Consider the following 15,665-nt stretch of genomic DNA (forward strand, 5'->3'; position numbering starts at 1 on the left):
AACGGACAGGGCTTGTCTAGAGCCATCCTGCTGAATTGCCAATGTCGGTTAGTGTTGCGATCATATCCGCATCACGTCTGCGTGACGCTGCTTCCCGTGTAGGTGCAGTTGATTATCTCAGTCCGCGAAGTCCCTGCAGCCGCGAAGGGACGAAGTTTGAGGGAGACATGATCATGACCATGCCCATATTGGGACGTCGGGCGCTGTTGGGATCCGCAGGCCTTGGAATGCTTGCTGCGCCAGGCATCGTCCGCGCACAAGCCGCTGCCCCCGTCGCTCAGGACACGACACGATTGGAGATCAACCGGGCCATGCCGCCAGAGACGCATCGCTTCACGCTGGGTGACTTTGAGGTCTTCGTCGTCAAGGACGGAGCACGGCCATCGGGTGCCCCGAATGAAACTTTCGGGACGAACAAGTCAGCAGCCGATGTCGCGGCGCTCCTTGAAGAGAATTTCCTGCCACCGGAGAACTTCGTCAACAGCTTTGCACCCACATTGGTGAACACCGGCAGTGATGTCGTTCTCTTCGACACCGGTCTCGGTCCGGGTGGGCGCGCGCAAGGCCTCGGCCGGCTGGTGGAGGGCCTTGCAGCCGGCGGCTATTCCCCCGAGGACGTGACGGTGGTGGTGATTACCCACATGCACGGCGACCACATCGGCGGGCTGATGGAGGACGGCAAGCCGACCTTCCCGAACGCCAGATACGTCGCCGGCCAGGTAGAGTACGACTTCTGGACAGATACCGCCCGCGTCGGAACCCCGGCCGAGAACGGCCACAAAGGCGTTCTGGCCAATGTCCAGCCGCTGGCGGAGAAGATGACCTTCATCGGTGACGGCGCCGAGGTTGTGTCCGGCATAACCGGCATGGCCGCCTTCGGCCATTCACCGGGCCACATGATCTTCAATATCGAATCCGCCGGACGCCGCCTGGTGCTGACGGCAGATACCGCCAACCATTTCGTCCTGTCTCTCCAGCGGCCGGATTGGGAAGTCCGCTTCGACATGGACAAGGAAGCGGCTGCGGAAACCCGCAAGAAGGTGTTCGACATGCTGGCGACAGACAAGGTCGCGTTCCTGGGCTACCACATGCCCTTCCCGGCGGTTGGCTACGTGGAGAAGCAGGAGACAGGATACCGCTTCGTGCCCAAGTCCTACCAGTTCGAACTTTGAGCATTCCATGGCCGCACAAAAACCCGGAGACGCCGTCTCCGGGTTTTTGCTATTCCCATCATGTCATGAACGTGTTACCAGCCCTCGCCAACTTCCGAGCATTGTTTCAGGGACGCCCGGGCGGACGAATGATCGTTCCGGTGCGGTTCCCGCATTTCTGAACCGAAGGAAATTGGCCATGGCACGTATCATTGAATCGGCGACCGGCGCGGACGCGCTTACCTTTGACGACGTGCTTCTGCAGCCCGGCCATTCCGAGATCATGCCGGGGCAGACAAACATCGCCACCACCATCGCCCGCGATATCGACCTCAACCTGCCGATCCTCTCCTCGGCAATGGATACGGTGACCGAGAGCCGGCTGGCGATTGCCATGGCGCAGGCCGGCGGCATCGGTGTCATCCACCGCAACCTGACGCCGGTCGAGCAGGCCGAAGAAGTCAGGCAGGTAAAGAAGTTCGAAAGCGGCATGGTCGTCAACCCCGTGACCATCGGCCCCGATGCGACGCTGGCGGAAGCGCTGTCACTGATGAAGGCGCACGGCATCTCCGGCATTCCGGTCGTGGAAAATGGTGGCAATGGTGGGCACAAGACCGGCCGTCTCGTCGGCATCCTGACCAACCGCGACGTCCGCTTCGCTTCCGATCCGTCCCAGAAGATCTACGAGCTCATGACGCGGGAAAACCTCATCACGGTCAACGACAACGTCGACCAGTCGGAGGCCAAGCGGCTCCTCCACAAGCACCGCATCGAGAAGCTTCTCGTGGTGGACGGGCAGGGGCACTGCGTCGGCCTGATCACCGTCAAGGACATCGAGAAGTCGCAGTTGAATCCGAACGCGTCCAAGGATGCACAGGGCCGCCTGCGGGCAGCGGCCGCGATCAGCGTCGGCGACGACGGCTATGAGCGGGCAGAGCGTCTAATCGAGGCCGGGGTGGACCTTCTGGTGGTCGATACCGCCCACGGTCATTCGCAGCGCGTCCTCGATGCCGTGACCCGGGTGAAAAAGCTTTCCAATTCCGTCCGTATCATGGCCGGCAATGTCGCCACGGCCGACGGCACGAAAGCACTGATCGATGCCGGCGCCGATGCAGTGAAGGTGGGCATTGGCCCCGGCTCGATCTGCACGACGCGCATTGTCGCCGGGGTGGGCGTGCCACAGCTTGCGGCGATCATGGCCGCCGTTGGCGCCGCCTGCAACCAGAACATCCCGGTCATCGCCGACGGCGGCATTAAGTTCTCCGGCGACCTTGCCAAGGCGATCGCCGCCGGCGCTTCCGCCGCGATGGTTGGCTCGCTGCTTGCCGGTACCGATGAGAGCCCGGGCGAGGTCTATCTCTACCAGGGGCGCTCCTTCAAGGCTTACCGTGGCATGGGGTCGGTGGGCGCCATGGCGCGCGGCTCAGCCGACCGTTACTTCCAGGCGGAGGTACGCGACACGCTGAAGCTCGTACCCGAGGGTATCGAAGGCCAGGTTCCCTACAAGGGCCCGGTATCGGCTGTGCTGCATCAGCTTGCGGGTGGCCTGCGCGCCGCCATGGGCTATGTCGGCGGCGTCGACATCCGCGACTACCAGGAAAAGGCGACGTTCGTGCGCATTTCCGGTGCGGCGCTCCGCGAAAGCCATACCCACGGCGTGACCATCACCCGCGAAAGCCCCAACTATCCGGGCGCCGGCGGCTGACCATCGCAACTCGCTCGTCAATAAGGGCGCAGCTAGGCGATTGCCAACAGCCTGGCTTCATCTAATCTCCTGCTGCCGGCGCTCGTGCCGGCTGTTTGGGGGGATTTCATGAAGAGACTTCTGGCTTGCGTGTTGATCGCCACCGCAATGTGTTCGCAAGCGTTTGCTCAGTCGGTCAGCGAAGGCACCTATACGGTAGAAGGCACCAATCTCGACGGTTCGTCCTATCGCGGGACGGCAACGATCGAACTGACCAGCGATACGACCTGCTCCATCGAATGGGTAACGGGAGGAACGACATCGACGGGCATCTGCATGCTCTACGAGGATGCCTTCGCGGCCGGCTACGTTCTAGGTGATGCTGTCGGCATCATCGTCTACAAGGTCGTCGGGGACGGGATCCTGGAAGGTGCCTGGACGATTTCCGGCAAGAATGGCTCCGGCACGGAAACACTGACCCTGCGCGACTAAGGATTGTTGCATGCTATAACCTCGGGCCATGGCTGACGGCCCGAGGCTCCGATAACCCATGAGCAGAATGAGAAGCCTATGACCTTCAGCACTATGATGATCTGGCCGATGATTGCCCACGCGGTCTTGGTCTTCGGCCTCTACTTCCTTCTCTCCAACCGTCGCATCGGCGCCGTGCGTGCGGGCACCGCCAAGGCGGAGCAGTTCAAGGACAACCGCGAGGAGCCGGCCGAAAGCCTGCTCATCCACAACAACATCAAGAACCAGTTCGAGCTTCCGGTCCTGTTCCATGCCGTGTGCCTGGCACTTTATGTGACGACGGCGGACAATGTGGTGACGGCGCTGCTGGCCTGGGCCTTCGTCCTGTCGCGTTACGTCCACGCCTACGTCCACATCACCAGCAACCGGCTTCGCCACCGCCGGCCGATCTGGATAACAGGCTTCTTCATTCTCATCCTGCTCTGGCTGTGGCTTGCCGTCTGGCTCGCCCTTTCCTGACACTTTTTGAGTTGCGTCAACATCGGCGGTCCATTCCTCCGCTACCACCCTTCATCGGAAATGGTCGCACCGAGCGCGGCCATCCTTTTCAGAAAAGGGTTGAGCGATGTCAGCGATGATGAAAGCCGCCGTGGTCCGCGAATTCGGAAAGCCTCTGGTGATCGAGGAAGTGCCGATCCCGGAGCCCGGTCCCGGACAGATACTCGTCAAGTACGAGGCGACCGGCGTCTGCCATACGGATTTGCATGCCGCTAACGGCGACTGGCCGGTCAAGCCCAATCCGCCGTTCATTCCGGGCCACGAGGGCGTCGGCTATGTCGCCAAGCTCGGTGCCGGCGTCTCCCGCATCAAGGAGGGCGATCGGATCGGCGTTCCGTGGCTGCACACCGCCTGCGGATGCTGCACGCCCTGCCGCACCGGCTGGGAAACGCTGTGCGGCAGCCAGCAGAACACCGGCTACTCCGTCAACGGGACCTTTGCGCAGTACGGGCTCGCAGATCCGGATTTCGTCGGGCGCCTGCCGGACAAGCTCGAGTTCGGCCCTGCGGCCCCGGTCCTCTGCGCTGGCGTCACCGTTTACAAAGGCCTCAAGGAAACCGAGGTCAATCCGGGAGAATGGGTCGTGATCTCCGGCATTGGCGGCCTTGGCCATATGGCCGTCCAGTATGCCAAGGCGATGGGCATGCACGTTGTGGCCGCGGACATATTCGATGACAAGCTGGGTCTGGCGAAGAGCCTTGGTGCTGATCTCGTCGTGAACGGCAGAGCTGCGGATGCCGTCGAGCAGGTCCAGAAGGCAACCGGCGGCGTCCATGGGGTGCTGGTGACGGCGGTCTCGCCCCAGGCCATGGAACAGGCCTACGGCTTCCTGCGCGCCAAGGGCACCATGTCTCTCGTGGGCCTGCCGCCGGGCTATATCTCCCTGCCGGTCTTCGATACCGTACTGAAGCGCATTACGGTGCGTGGTTCGATCGTCGGCACGCGCCAGGATCTCGAGGAATCCCTGCAATTCGCGGGCGAGGGCAAGGTCGCTTCTCATTTCTCCTGGGACAAGCTCGAGAACATCAACGACATCTTCCACCGCATGGAGGAGGGCAAGATCGACGGTCGCATCGTCCTCGATCTCGCCGCCTGAGCCTCACGCAGAAGTGTCAGCGTTTTTTGGCCGGATGATCTAGCCTTGGTCATCCGGTCGACTGCTGCTCTCGCGGGCGTGGCCGGCCACCACCCGGGAGGAGCCTGTCATGGAAAAGCCGACGATCACCCAGGCGATGATCAACGCCTATGATGAATACACCCACCTCACGCTTGATCGCCGCAGCTTCATGGAGAAGCTGACGGCATTGGCCGGCTCGGGCGCAGCCGCCGCCGCCGTTGCACCGCTGCTGGCAGCCAATGGCGCGAAGGCGCAAGTGGTCGCCGAGACAGACGAGCGTCTGGCGGCAGAAGACATCACCTATCCAGGCGCGGAAGGCGAGATGAAGGGCTATCTCGTCCGCCCCAAGGATGCGGGCGGCGACCTGCCTGGCGTCATCGTCATCCATGAGAACCGGGGTCTGAACGCCCATATCCGCGATGTTGCGCGGCGCATGGCGCTCGAAGGCTTCGTCGCCCTGGCGCCGGATTTCCTGTCGCCGCAGGGCGGCACGCCGGCAGATGAGGATCAGGCGCGGCAGATGTTCAGCGGGATGGATCTCGACGCCGCTGCCGCGAATGGCGAAGCGACGCGCGCCTATCTCGCGGGTCTCGACGGAACCAATGGTAAGGTCGGTGCAGTCGGCTTCTGCTGGGGCGGCGGAATGGTAAACCGGATGGCGACCCGTTCGCCGGAACTGGGGGCCGGCGTCGCCTATTACGGTTCGCAGCCGCCTGTCGAGGACGTGTCGGCTATCGAGGCGCCGCTGATGCTGCACTATGCGGGGCTCGACGAGCGGATCAACGCCGGGATCGACGCCTACAAGCAAGCGCTGGAGGAGAACGACAAGACCTTCGAGATTCACGTCTATGAAGGCGTCAACCATGCCTTCAACAACGATACCTCTGCGGCACGCTACGATAAGGCTGCGGCGGATCTTGCCTGGAGCCGGACGGTGGAGTTCTTCAAGGAGCACCTGTCCTGAAGCCACAAGGGCGGGGACTCAGCTTCTTCCCGGCGCACAACTGGCCACGGCCTCGGCCAGCAGCTTCATTTCGCTGCGTCGGCCGCTCGACCGGCGCCAGATCAGCCCGATTTCACGGGAGGGGGCGGGGTCCGCAAACGGCAGGATTCGGATGTCGTTGCGGGCGGTCTCCGTCGGGATCGCCATCTCCGGGATCAGCGTCATGCCCATGTCGTGCGACACCATCTGCAGGAGCGTCGCCATGGATGTCGCACCGAAGTTGACGAGGCTGCGCTTGCGGGCCGTGCCGCAGACGGAAAGCGCCTGATCACGCAGGCAGTGGCCTTCCTCGAGCAGGAGCAACCTGTCCGCGTCGACCTGCGTCTCCGTCATTGGTGACATGAGGACCGTATGATCGTTGTTGGCTACCGCCATGTAGAAGCGGTCGAAGAACAGAGAGACGTTCTCCAGCCCTTCCGCTTGGATGGGAAGGGCAGCAACCACGGCGTCCAGCTTGCCCTCCTGGAGGTCGAGGATCAGCCGGTCGGTCACCGCCTCCCTCAGCTCAAGCTCCATTCCGGGGTGACGCTCCCGCAGGCACGGCACGAGCTTGGGGACGAGGTAGGGCGCTACCGTCGGGATGATGCCGATCCTCACCGCACCGTCGAGCATGCTGGCGCTGCCGCGGGTGGACGCAGCCAGTTGCTCGACCTGCTCGAGGATGGCGCGGACCCGCTCAAGGACCTCTTCGCCCTTGCGCGTCAGTAGTGCGCCGCTGCGGCTGCGCTCTACCAGTCGAACCCCCAGACTATGCTCCATGCCGGCGATTTGAGCAGACAGCGCCGGCTGGCTGACATGCACCGCTTCCGCAGCGCGGCCGAAGTGTTTCTCGGTGGCAAGTGCACTGAAATACCGCATCTGCCTTAGGGTAACAGACATAGGAAAATCCTATCACCGATCCTAGTAAATAATATTGGAAATTATGGAACCGGAGTGAGATGGTCAAGCCGCAACCTAGAACGGTTCCAGATTTCACCCAGGGAGATGACCATGTCCGATCGTCCGACGATGACGACCACGGCCGGTGCGCCGATACCGGATAACCAGAACACGATGACGGCGGGGCCGCGCGGCGGCGTCATGCTGCAGGACTACCAGCTGATCGAGAAGCTGGCCCACCAGAACCGCGAGCGCATCCCGGAGCGCGTCGTGCACGCCAAGGGCTGGGGCGCCTATGGTACGCTGAAGATCACCGGCGATATCTCGAAGTACACCAAGGCGAAATGCCTGCAGCCGGGCGCGGAAACGCCGATGCTGGCCCGCTTCTCGACCGTTGCCGGTGAACTCGGCGCCGCCGACCACGAACGCGACGTCCGCGGCTTTGCGCTGAAGTTCTACACCCCAGAGGGCAACTGGGATCTCGTCGGCAACAACACGCCGGTCTTCTTCATCCGCGACCCGCTGAAGTTCCCCGACTTCATCCATACTCAGAAGCGTCACCCACGCACCAACCTGCGCTCCGCGACCGCCATGTGGGACTTCTGGTCGCTGTCGCCGGAAAGCCTGCACCAGGTCACGATCCTGATGTCGGACCGCGGCCTGCCGGTCGATCCGATGCACATGAATGGCTACGGTTCGCACACCTATTCCTTCTGGAACGATGCTGGCGAACGCTACTGGGTGAAGTTCCACTTCAAGACCCAGCAGGGCCACAAGCACTTCACCAACGAGGAAGGCGAAGCCCTCATCGGCAAGACCCGCGAAGGATACCAGGAAGCTCTGTTCGGTGGCATCGAGCGTGGCGAGTTCCCGCGCTGGAAGGTGCAGGTCCAGATCATGACGGAGGAGCAGGCGGAAAACACCTCCTACAGCCCCTTCGACCTCACCAAGGTCTGGCCGCATGCGGAGTTCCCGCCGATCGACATCGGCATCATGGAACTGAACCGCAATGCGGACAACTATTTCGCCGAAATCGAGCAGGCCGCGTTCTCGCCGTCGAACATCGTACCCGGCATCAGCCATTCGCCGGACAAGATGCTGCAGGCTCGCGTGTTCTCGTATGCCGATGCCCACCGCTACCGCCTCGGCACGCACTATGAGAACATCCCGGTCAACCAGCCGCGTTGCCCGGTTCATCACTACCACCGCGATGGCCAGATGAACACCTATGGCGGCCTGCGCACCGGTAACCCGGATGCCTATTACGAGCCGAACTCGGTCAACGGCCCGTTCGAGGACGCATCCTCCAAGGAGCCGCCGCTGAAGATTTCCGGCGACATGGCCCGCTACAATCATCGCGAAGGCAACGACGATTACTCGCAGCCGCGGGCGCTCTTCAACCTCTTCGACGAAGGCCAGAAGGGACGCCTGTTCTCCAACATTGCCGCGGCAATGGGCGGCGTGCCGGGCGAGATTGTTGAGCGGCAGCTGGCGCACTTCAAGCTTGTGCACCCGGACTACGAAGCCGGCGTACGCGCTGCACTGGAGCGGCTGCACGGCTACAAGGCCGACACGATTTCGGCACAGCCCACCGCCGCCGAGTAACATCGGTACGTGCTGAAATGGAAACCGGGGCCTCGGCCCCGGTTTTCTGTTGTCTACCAGCTTGTCGCCATCTGCCCGGCCCGGACCTTGAGGGAGCGACCGATCCCCTTCGGTTCGGAATCGAGGTCGTCCGGGACCACTGCCGGCGAGATGTTGTCGAGGCAGGCCGCGATGTGGTCGGTGATGGCATTCATCAGAGAAGGCGACAGGCCCGGCCGCTTCATCAGGCCGATCTGGACCGGCGGCAGCGGCGGAAAGCCGTCGCCCGAGGTCAACACCTTCATGCCGGGCCGCAGCGCCGATTCCGGCAGCACGGATACCGCCATCCCGGCCAGCACGGCGGCCGCGACCACGGTCGATGACCAGCTCGTGAACAGAACCTGGTATTCCCGTCCATCGGCATCGAGCGCCGAGCAGGCGAGCTGACGCCACAGGCAGTCGCGTCGTCCGACAGCAAGCGGAACCGGCGCGTCCTCGCGCAGCGGATGGTTCGCCGAGGCGACCCAGCACAGGGGTTCCGTGCGAACGACGTCCGAGATCCGTGCACGCGGGTTATGCGTCACCAGTGCGATGTCCAGTTCCCCCCGGGCCATCCGCTCTGCGAGGCTCGAGGAGTTCTCGCAGACGATATAGAGCTCGACGTTCGGATGCGTCTTGGCAAAGCGTCCGATGATCTCCGGCATGTAGCGGTCGGCGTAGTCGTCCGGCGTGCCAATCCGCAGCGTTCCTTCCAGTCGGTTGTCGTCGAAGGCGGCGATCGCCTCGTTGTTCAGCCGGATGATGCGGCGCGCGTAGTTGAGCAGCTTCTCGCCCTCGGCAGTGAGGCGATTGCCGCGCCCGTCCTTGGCGAAGAGCTGCTTGCCGATCCGTTCCTCCAGCCGCCTCATCTGCATGGAAACCGCCGACTGCGTCTTGAACACGCGATCGGCTGCCTTCGTGAAGCTGCCGGTGTCGACGATGGCGAGGAAGGTGTGAAGCTGATCGATATCGAGTGGAGCGGTCATGAGCGTTCATCCATCAGAGTGGCTGATAGCAACCATTAGAAACATTCGTTGGACTGATCAATAGTGTCGCGACTAAATGGCACTGTACTCACGACATCGGGTGTTCTCCCTCCACCCGTGATGACTTGGCCACCCGTCCACATGCCTCCGTGGACGGGGCGGCTATCCTCGTGCCGATGGAAAGGAATGATCATGCGCACGACCCGGATTGTTGAACTCGACCTCGCCCCGTCGCAGCCGGCGAGCCGCAGCTTCTACGCGACCACCATTGCGTTCGCGGGTTCCATCTGGCGTGTCCTGCTTAACCGTTGGGCATCCGACCGCCTGAACGATCTCGACGACCGTCAGCTCGACGATATCGGCCTGACCCGTCATGACGTCTTTGCCGCGACGCATGCGTCCCGCCTTTTTGATGATCCTGCAGCCTTGCTGGCTGAAAGCGCACGTCGCCGCGCCGTGACCAGGTTCGATCGAATTCGGCGAAACTGACATTTTCCCCGCAGGGTGACAGCCAATAGCCCTGCCGCTTGCCCGGCCCGGTCTCCTGGCCGGGCTTTTTTATTCCGACCCTTGTCCGCCCGGGGCGGCCTCGCCGGTGGCCTTGGGCTTGAGGTAGGTATCGAAGATCGATTCCACGCTCTTCTGGTAGGCCTTCTGCACCTCCAGTCCGCTGTCGAACATGCTTGCCAGTGCGTCGGCATAGGGATTGGAGCCAGCCTTTGCTCCCGCGTCCTCGGGGGACTTGCCGGTCGAAGACGTGGCGGACCTGCCCGTCATCATGTCCTGGAACGCCAGCATGAAGGGGTTGTCCGCAAATGGATTGGCCGCCGCCGCTTGCGGCTTCGAAGCTGCCGGCTTGTCCAGGCCCCAGGCGCTCCGTACGCTCTGCATGAATGGGTTGTCGAAGATGTCGGTCGGGGCCGCCTGCGGGCTCTGCCTCGGCTGGAGGCCAACGGTCTCCAGCCACTGCTTCGTCATCTGGCCCATCGGCGTGGATGCGAAGAAATCGCTGCCCTGCTGCATCTGGCCGGTCGCCTGCTTGAACATGCCGCCCATCATCATGTCTGCCATGACCGGCATCATGTTGCGCAGCATGTCCTGCCCGAGCCCGGTCAGTTGTGCCGCCTGCGCGGAGACCGCACGCGCGACTTCCGGAGAACCGAATAGCTTGTCCAGTACCGCATTGCCGTCGGCCATGCCCTGCGGCGTGAAAGCCTTATTCAGGTCTTCGAAGTACTTGGCGTAGCTCCCCGACATCATCGTGTTCATCAGGGCGCCGAAATCATACGGATTGGTGGCGGTGCGCCTGAAGCCGGAGGAGAAGGCAGGGGTCAGCGCCGCCATTGCCTGCGCCACCTGCTCCTGGGCCAGATTGAACTGGCGCGCCATAGCCTCCATGGCGGTTCCGTTCTGTGCCTTCAGCATCATGTCGAACAGTGGCAGCATGGAGCGTTCCTTTCCGGTTGGCGCGATAGCCTAATATATCCGGAAACTTAGCGGCGGAAACCGCTTTTTGGGAAGGGGGCGCTCAGTACTTGTATTCGTCGAAGACCGGTTCGACGCTCTGTGCCCAGCGGCCATGATAAAGCATCAACAGGTCGTCGGCGAGGGTCGCCTTCTTAGCCAGTACCTCGTCCAGCGTGTTCAGGAATACCGTCTCGTCCTGCCCTTCGTCGTTGAGCCGCTTGCGAGCCGCAAGGCCGCTGCGCGAGATGCCGACGATCTCGCGGGCAATCTCAAGCAATGGCCGTCCGCCCACCTCCGCCTTCAAACCTTTCGCAGGAACCGTGTCGCGAAGTTGTAGGACATCGTCGTAGCTCCAGGCCGCGGTTGCTTCCTCCGCCGCCGCCAGGGCGGCCTCGTCGTAGAGGAGACCCACCCAGAATGCCGGCAGAGCGCAGATGCGGCGCCACGGCCCTCCATCGGCGCCGCGCATTTCCAGGAAACGCTTCAGGCGTACATCGGGGAAGAGCGTCGAGAGGTGGTTGGTCCAGTCACCGAGAGTCGGCTCCCACTCGGCAATCTCCCCCTTGAGCGCGCCATCCATGAACTGACGGAAGGTCACATGGGTGCAATCGTGGTACCGGCCATCGCGGACGACGAAATACATCGGCACGTCCAGCGCCCATTCGACATAGTCATCGAAGCCGAAGTCGGCATTGAAGGCGAAAGGCAGGAGGCCTGCGCGCTGGTTGTCGGTGTCGCGCCAGATGTCGCCACGCCAGGAAAGCAGTCCGTTAGGCTTGCCTTCGGTAAAAGGCGAGGAGGCAAACAACGCTGTCGCGAGCGGCTGAAGCTTCATCGAAAGGCGCATCTTGCGCGCCATGTCCTTCTCGGAGGAGAAGTCGAGATTCACCTGGATCGTGCAGGTGCGGTACATCATGTCCAGGCCCTGCTTCCCGACCTTGGGCATGTAGCGCGTCATGATCTCGTAGCGCGATTTCGGCATTCGAGGCGTTTCGGCCAGGCTCCATTTCGGGCTGCCGCCGATGCCGAGGAAGCGGATGCCCATGGGCTCGGCAACCTCGCGCAGGACGTCGAGATGCCGGTTGGATTCCTGGCAGGTCTCGTGGATGGTCTCGAGCGGGGCTCCGGAGAGCTCGAACTGGCCGCCGGGTTCTATGGAAATTGCCCCCATGCCGGAGCGCTCGGCAAGCCCGATGATGTTGTCGCCATCCATGATCGGATCCCAGTCGAGCCTCGCCTGCATGCCGTTCAGCAGGGCTGAGATGCTGGCTTCGCCCGCATACGGAACGGGGCTATGGTCGGCGGCGAAAAATGCGAACTTCTCGTGCTCCGTGCCGAGGCGGAACTGTTCGGCGGGACGGGCACCGCTTGCGAGATAGGCGGAAAGCTCGGACACCGAGTTCAGAGGTGTCTGGTCGGTGGTGTCACGGGCCATCGAAACTACCTTGTAAGGCCGACAGGACTGTCGCGTCCGGCTGATTGAACCGGATTGATGTGCGGCGCAAGTGAATTTGTTTCAAGATGCTTTCAGAAATTCACGATGGGTCATCATCGCCAATCGCCGATGCTGGCTTGTATCACCGCGAGCGCCGCGACGGCCGCGGTATCTGCCCGCAGGATGCGGGGACCGAGAGGGATGGGGGTGACGAAATCGAGGCTGCGCAACAGCTCGCGCTCCTCTTCCGAGAATCCGCCTTCCGGGCCCACGAGAAGGGCAAGGCGCTCGCCCTCAAGCGCTGCCAGGGCGGCGAGGGGATTCTGGCTTTCCTCTCCTTCGTCGCAGAAGATGATCCTTCGGTCCGCCGGCCATTCGCCAAGCAGGTCGCGCAGCCGTTTCGGGGGCATGACCTGCGGAATCGACAATATGCCGCACTGCTCCGCCGCCTCGATCGCATTTGCCTGCAGGCGATCGAGATTGGTGATCTTGCCCTGGACATGCTGGGTCATCACCGGTTGCAGGATCCCGGCGCCCATCTCGACGGCTTTCTGGACCATATAGTCGAGTCGACCGACCTTCAGCGGCGCGAAGAGGTATTGAAAATCCGGTATCTCGGGCTGCGGTCGTGTCTGCTCCACGCATTCGATCAACAGTTTCTTGCGGGATGGAAAAGCGAGGCGCGCCCTCCATTCTCCGTCGCGGCCGTTGAAGACGAGGATCTCGGCGCCCTCCGCCAGGCGAAGGACATTGCCGAGGTAGTTGAACTGCTCGGGCTTCGCCTCGATCCGAACGCCGGCTGCGAGATCATTCTCCAGGAAAAGCCGTTGCATTCGGAAGTTGGCGCGCATGTCCGTTCACCCCTCAGAGGAAGAGCAGAGACATAACCAGATAGAGGAGCGCTGCAAGAGCGCCGGCGGCGGGGACGGTGATGATCCAGGCCGCGACAATGGTCATGAAGTGCGAGCGGCGGACGAGGTAGCGCCGGCGCAATTCTTCGGCGTTCCGCTCCGGCCGTTCCTCGATCTCCCACTTGTCCGCCTTCATCTTCATGTACTCGACCCGGCGTTTCGAGTTGCGGGTATACCACTCGCGGAAGAAGCCGACGCCGAAAACTGCCCCGACGGCGATATGGGTGGAGCTTACCGGCAGGCCGAGCCAGGAGGCGATGATGACCGTCAGCGCAGCCGACAGCGACACGCAGAACGCCCGCATCGGGTTGAGCTTGGTGATCTGCTCGCCCACGAGCCTGATGAGGCGCGGACCGAACAGCAGAAGCCCGACGGAGATGCCGATGGCTCCAATCACCATGACCCACAAGGGAATGGTTACGGCACCGGAAACGCCGCCTCCCTGCGCAACCGAGACGATGGCCGAGAGCGGGCCAATGGCATTGGCGACATCGTTGGCGCCGTGGGCGAAAGACAGGAGCGCCGCAGAGAAGATCAGCGGCATCTGGAAGAGCTTGCGCAGCGACTGGTTGCGGTTCTCCAGCCCCTGCGACTGGCGGCGGATCAATGGCACGCTCACGGCCCAAGCGAGCGCACCTGCCACCAGACCGATAAGCACCGCGTTCAGCAACGAGACATGGACGAGCTGGCGAAGCCCTTTAAGGGCCAGGTAGGAGGAAAACGCCCCGACCATGACGGCGATGAGCACCGGTACCCAGCGACGGGCCGCGGTGATCTTGTCATGGCGATAGATGATGAGTTCCTTGATGAAGGCGAGGAAGGCGGCCGCGACCACCCCGCCCATCAGCGGCGATATCACCCAGCTGGCGGCGATGCCGCCCATTTGGCCCCAATCCACCGATCCGAAGCCCGCCGCAGCAATGCCCGCGCCGACCACGCCTCCCACCACGGCATGAGTCGTCGAAACAGGAGCGCCGATCCAGGTTGCGAGATTGACCCAGAGGGCGGATGACAGCAGAGCCGCCATCATCGCCCAGATGAACATGTTCGTGTTCGCAAACAGAGCTGGATTGACGATGCCTTTGGAAATCGTTTCGACCACGTCGCCGCCAGCAATCATGGCGCCCGCTGTTTCGAACACTGCCGCGATGAAGAGGGCAAGGCCCATGGACATCGCCTTGGAGCCGACCGCGGGCCCGACATTGTTCGTTACGTCATTGGCGCCGATATTCATCGCCATGTAAGCGCCGACCGCCGCCGCAGCGATGACGATGATCGCGCCCGGTCGGTCGATCACGGCGACAGCTGCGAACAGCATGGCAGCGACGAGGAAGATCAGCGCGGTTCCGGGGCCTGCAAGGCGTCGGGAGACGGAATGCGTCGCCGCTTCGACCGAACTGATCTTGTCGAGGTCTTTGTCCAGGGTCTGTTTGACGAGGCGCGGGGTCTGCTGTGCCATATCGGTTCCTTTGGCCAGGGAGCCGGCGCGACATCGGCGCCGTTGGTCATTGGTCATCGACCCTCGGGTCTTGCTGCCAGCGACTATTGCCGTTCGCCTAGCGGGATTGCACCCCTAACGCAATATGACACTTTTGTGACAGCGGCCGTATCAGCCGCTCGCCGCCGATTTCAGGGGCGACTGTTGCAGCCTTTCGCCGAAACTCAGCAGGAGCTCCTTGAGTTCCGGCTCATTTACGCGCGCTGCAGCCTCTGCCGGCGATACCCATTCCAGGCGCCGACTGCCTTTCTCGGGGAAGTTTCTCGACATGTCTTCCACTTCGAGTACGTGCACCTGGACCCGCACGGGGATCTTGAGCCCGGTCTGCAACGCCTTGCGATAGTGGTAGAAGCCGAGCGGTTCCTTTTCGATCTTGCCCTTGGCGCCGGCTTCCTCGAACGCCTCCCGTTCGGCGACGGCATGTGCCTTCTTGCCCGTCATAGGCCATCCCTTCGGAATGACCCACCGGCCGGTGTCGCGGCTGGTGAGGAGAAGGATTTCGCAGGTCCCCTGCTTCTTCTTCGCCCGATAACACAGCGCGGCATACTGCTGCTTCGGCGGTCGCCGCAGCATGAGGCCGACGTCTGTCTTCAGGCGGTTCAGAAGTTGCAAAGAGGGTTCCTCCCTTGATCGGCGGTTTCCGCCAGTGACGGCCACTCAGATCCCATGATGGCGAGGCAGAAGTGAGTCGTTCTATTTTGATCTTGAAATATAGTTCTTATCCGAGGCTTGTGCAGGGATGGACCTCTCGTTTGCCCAGATAATCGCCGATGACAGGCTTCTGGAGAAAGCGTCCTAAAATGCTCATCCGTCAATGCTCATGCTGACGCATCTTGGTATATCGCCATGCTAGCTGCTATGACGGTTCAAACGCGGGAGGAA

General features: G+C 62.4%; 15 protein-coding genes. 8 read left to right on the forward strand and 7 right to left on the reverse strand.

Translation table 11 applies throughout. The features are described from left to right. Nucleotides 1–173: 173 nt before the first annotated feature. From NT26_RS01855 to NT26_RS01880, 6 genes are all read left to right on the forward strand, one after another. Nucleotides 174–1,172 (forward strand): MBL fold metallo-hydrolase, encoded by a 999-nt coding sequence (locus NT26_RS01855; protein ID WP_052641692.1) that lies wholly within the window; start codon nt 174–176, stop codon nt 1,170–1,172. A 178-nt stretch (nt 1,173–1,350) separates the two neighbouring features. Then, nucleotides 1,351–2,856, forward strand: coding sequence for an IMP dehydrogenase (gene guaB, locus NT26_RS01860; RefSeq protein ID WP_052637101.1), 1,506 nt, complete (start codon nt 1,351–1,353; stop codon nt 2,854–2,856). 108 nt (nt 2,857–2,964) lie between these two features. Then, nucleotides 2,965–3,327, forward strand: a complete 363-nt coding sequence (locus NT26_RS01865) for a hypothetical protein (RefSeq protein WP_052637102.1) — start codon at nt 2,965–2,967, stop codon at nt 3,325–3,327. A 78-nt stretch (nt 3,328–3,405) separates the two neighbouring features. Further along, nucleotides 3,406–3,825, forward strand: coding sequence for an MAPEG family protein (locus NT26_RS01870; RefSeq protein WP_052637103.1), 420 nt, complete (start codon nt 3,406–3,408; stop codon nt 3,823–3,825). Nucleotides 3,826–3,931: 106 nt separating this feature from the next. Then, nucleotides 3,932–4,960: an alcohol dehydrogenase AdhP gene (adhP, locus tag NT26_RS01875; RefSeq protein ID WP_052637104.1), complete on the forward strand. Its 1,029-nt coding sequence runs from the start codon at nt 3,932–3,934 to the stop codon at nt 4,958–4,960. Nucleotides 4,961–5,069: 109 nt separating this feature from the next. Then, nucleotides 5,070–5,945 carry a dienelactone hydrolase family protein gene (locus NT26_RS01880; RefSeq protein ID WP_052637105.1) on the forward strand — a complete coding sequence of 292 codons (876 nt, stop codon included), beginning with the start codon at nt 5,070–5,072 and terminating at the stop codon, nt 5,943–5,945. Between the two features lie 18 nt (nt 5,946–5,963). On the opposite strand, the gene NT26_RS01885 is transcribed toward NT26_RS01880, so the two are convergent. Beyond that, complete coding sequence (locus NT26_RS01885) at nt 5,964–6,863, reverse strand: hydrogen peroxide-inducible genes activator (RefSeq protein ID WP_052637106.1); 900 nt, start codon at nt 6,861–6,863, stop codon at nt 5,964–5,966. A gap of 111 nt (nt 6,864–6,974) precedes the next feature. Between NT26_RS01885 and katA the strand changes: the two genes are divergently transcribed. Further along, nucleotides 6,975–8,468, forward strand: coding sequence for a catalase KatA (gene katA, locus NT26_RS01890; RefSeq protein WP_052637107.1), 1,494 nt, complete (start codon nt 6,975–6,977; stop codon nt 8,466–8,468). Between the two features lie 53 nt (nt 8,469–8,521). On the opposite strand, the gene NT26_RS01895 is transcribed toward katA, so the two are convergent. After that, nucleotides 8,522–9,472, reverse strand: a complete 951-nt coding sequence (locus NT26_RS01895) for a LysR substrate-binding domain-containing protein (RefSeq protein WP_052637108.1) — start codon at nt 9,470–9,472, stop codon at nt 8,522–8,524. Nucleotides 9,473–9,664: 192 nt separating this feature from the next. Between NT26_RS01895 and NT26_RS01900 the strand changes: the two genes are divergently transcribed. After that, complete coding sequence (locus NT26_RS01900) at nt 9,665–9,961, forward strand: DUF1127 domain-containing protein (protein WP_065814567.1); 297 nt, start codon at nt 9,665–9,667, stop codon at nt 9,959–9,961. 69 nt (nt 9,962–10,030) lie between these two features. On the opposite strand, the gene NT26_RS01905 is transcribed toward NT26_RS01900, so the two are convergent. The 5 genes from NT26_RS01905 to NT26_RS01925 form a co-directional block, all read right to left on the reverse strand. Continuing rightward, the gene (locus tag NT26_RS01905; RefSeq protein ID WP_052637110.1) at nt 10,031–10,918 is read right to left on the reverse strand and encodes a DUF937 domain-containing protein; all 888 of its coding nucleotides are present in this window, start codon (nt 10,916–10,918) and stop codon (nt 10,031–10,033) included. 82 nt (nt 10,919–11,000) lie between these two features. Next, nucleotides 11,001–12,374, reverse strand: coding sequence for a glutamate--cysteine ligase (locus tag NT26_RS01910; RefSeq protein ID WP_052637111.1), 1,374 nt, complete (start codon nt 12,372–12,374; stop codon nt 11,001–11,003). A gap of 113 nt (nt 12,375–12,487) precedes the next feature. After that, nucleotides 12,488–13,225 (reverse strand): 16S rRNA (uracil(1498)-N(3))-methyltransferase, encoded by a 738-nt coding sequence (locus NT26_RS01915; RefSeq protein WP_052637112.1) that lies wholly within the window; start codon nt 13,223–13,225, stop codon nt 12,488–12,490. A 13-nt stretch (nt 13,226–13,238) separates the two neighbouring features. Then, nucleotides 13,239–14,744 (reverse strand): inorganic phosphate transporter, encoded by a 1,506-nt coding sequence (locus tag NT26_RS01920; protein WP_052637113.1) that lies wholly within the window; start codon nt 14,742–14,744, stop codon nt 13,239–13,241. A 150-nt stretch (nt 14,745–14,894) separates the two neighbouring features. Then, the gene (locus NT26_RS01925; RefSeq protein ID WP_139346230.1) at nt 14,895–15,395 is read right to left on the reverse strand and encodes an NUDIX hydrolase; all 501 of its coding nucleotides are present in this window, start codon (nt 15,393–15,395) and stop codon (nt 14,895–14,897) included. Nucleotides 15,396–15,665 lie beyond the last annotated feature (270 nt).

Origin of the sequence: Pseudorhizobium banfieldiae (assembly GCF_000967425.1) — a bacterium.
Lineage (GTDB): Bacteria > Pseudomonadota > Alphaproteobacteria > Rhizobiales > Rhizobiaceae > Neorhizobium > Neorhizobium banfieldiae.

Coding starts and splice junctions, on each gene's coding strand:
- NT26_RS01855 (WP_052641692.1), top strand. CDS start 174: ATGACCATGCCCATATTGGGACGTCGGGCGCTGTTGGGATCCGCAGGC.
- guaB (WP_052637101.1), top strand. CDS start 1,351: ATGGCACGTATCATTGAATCGGCGACCGGCGCGGACGCGCTTACCTTT.
- NT26_RS01865 (WP_052637102.1), top strand. CDS start 2,965: ATGAAGAGACTTCTGGCTTGCGTGTTGATCGCCACCGCAATGTGTTCG.
- NT26_RS01870 (WP_052637103.1), top strand. CDS start 3,406: ATGACCTTCAGCACTATGATGATCTGGCCGATGATTGCCCACGCGGTC.
- adhP (WP_052637104.1), top strand. CDS start 3,932: ATGTCAGCGATGATGAAAGCCGCCGTGGTCCGCGAATTCGGAAAGCCT.
- NT26_RS01880 (WP_052637105.1), top strand. CDS start 5,070: ATGGAAAAGCCGACGATCACCCAGGCGATGATCAACGCCTATGATGAA.
- NT26_RS01885 (WP_052637106.1), bottom strand. CDS start 6,863: ATGTCTGTTACCCTAAGGCAGATGCGGTATTTCAGTGCACTTGCCACC.
- katA (WP_052637107.1), top strand. CDS start 6,975: ATGTCCGATCGTCCGACGATGACGACCACGGCCGGTGCGCCGATACCG.
- NT26_RS01895 (WP_052637108.1), bottom strand. CDS start 9,472: ATGACCGCTCCACTCGATATCGATCAGCTTCACACCTTCCTCGCCATC.
- NT26_RS01900 (WP_065814567.1), top strand. CDS start 9,665: ATGCGCACGACCCGGATTGTTGAACTCGACCTCGCCCCGTCGCAGCCG.
- NT26_RS01905 (WP_052637110.1), bottom strand. CDS start 10,918: ATGCTGCCACTGTTCGACATGATGCTGAAGGCACAGAACGGAACCGCC.
- NT26_RS01910 (WP_052637111.1), bottom strand. CDS start 12,374: ATGGCCCGTGACACCACCGACCAGACACCTCTGAACTCGGTGTCCGAG.
- NT26_RS01915 (WP_052637112.1), bottom strand. CDS start 13,225: ATGCGCGCCAACTTCCGAATGCAACGGCTTTTCCTGGAGAATGATCTC.
- NT26_RS01920 (WP_052637113.1), bottom strand. CDS start 14,744: ATGGCACAGCAGACCCCGCGCCTCGTCAAACAGACCCTGGACAAAGAC.